The organism is Endozoicomonas sp. SESOKO4 (genome assembly GCF_024606275.1).
Map to the genome: position 1 here is coordinate 1 of NZ_JAHHPS010000501.1, position 1,442 is coordinate 1,442.

Genomic DNA, 1,442 nt, shown 5'->3' on the forward strand with positions numbered 1-1,442 from the left:
TAGTAGATCAGTTCAACGAATCCAACACCCCCTGGCCCGGCGGGGCAGCCCGAACCAGAGACTCATGGACTCAGGCAAGGTCATCCTTTGCAGGATTAACTTAACGCCTGAGGATAGCAACCCAGCGGCCAAGATTGAGCAGGCTGCCCAGTGCTGCGGCAACATACGTCATGGCTGCCGCTTTTAAAACGTCTCTGGCAGCGGGCATATCTTTTTCTGAAAGGTAACCCTCCGCCAGAATGGGCAGGGCTTTTTTAAAGCTGGCATCCAGCTCTACAGGCAGGTTAATCAGCTGCACCCAGATAGCCGCAATCATGCCGGAAACACCGATCAGAATCGTTAGCAAAACGCTGTGAGGAACCCGGGTCAGAGCAAAAACCAACGGAGTAATCATGAGCGCCATGGCACTGAAGCGCTCTATAGTCATGGCAAGACGTATCCGTCTCTGGCGCAGCATAAATCCGGCATGTTTCTCCTGATGCTGAAGCGCGTGACCGGTTTCATGGGCCGCGACTGCGACTGCGGAAACTGAGCGTCCATCATAGTTTTCTGGAGAAAGCGAAATCAGAAATTCTTCCGGGTTGTAGAAATCTTCTCCCTGGATGCCTTTGACGACCTTCACGCCCTCAAGACCAAAGCGCTCTACAAGATGTTCAGCCAACTCGCCACCGGTTCCCTGAAGATCCGGACGATCACCGCTGTGCAATCTGAGTGTTCGCTTTACCCAGATCTGAGGACCAAACACCAGAACAAGAATCAATAATCCCAGGATGACAAAGACCATTTCGTGCTCCCAATCCATTGACCCAATTTTTAACCCGGAAATTTTATAGAGTATCGAGCTTTTTGCTCTGCTACTCTCTCAATCTAAAGCGGCTTTATGCGCTTTCCGGTTTATTTTACCCTGACCTTTTGAGGCGAGCCATCAAAGCAGTTTCAGGATTAAAAAATGGCCTGTTCACGAACCACGTCGGCAATCATTTTCAAGACGACCAGGGCCAGAATCAGCCTTGGAGCCCAGTGCATATTTTTTACATCTTTTAAAAATTGCAGCATGTTTTTCAGCTCATCTTACCGCTTACTGTTTATGGAAAAGTCTTTCATCAGGGAGGATGCATTTACTTTTTCACTCATAGTTGTGAGGCTTTATATCATATCTGAGCCACCAGCCCATATAGGGACCATCGCTGGTATAAGCCAATGAAGGTATTTCTCTCTCCCTGCTATTTGCTCAAATCCTGTCTGAATCAGGGAACTTCGCATCCTGAGACGCTATATTTCTTAATAATTTTGCCTGGCCCCAGAATCTGCTTTTCATGGCTATACCCAATTCTGTCCCCGAGTACGATCACCATACCGTGTCCCGCCTGCTGCTGGATATTGCTGCCCTGCTGATGTCATCCGGCGCTCATACAGACCGGGTCGATCGCAATGTACGAAGA

General features: G+C 49.0%; 1 protein-coding gene. It reads right to left on the bottom strand.

Annotated elements, in window-relative coordinates:
* Nucleotides 1-100: 100 nt before the first annotated feature.
* Nucleotides 101-784, bottom strand: coding sequence for a zinc metallopeptidase (locus KDK16_RS09815; protein ID WP_257275854.1), 684 nt, complete (start codon nucleotides 782-784; stop codon nucleotides 101-103).
* Nucleotides 785-1,442 lie beyond the last annotated feature (658 nt).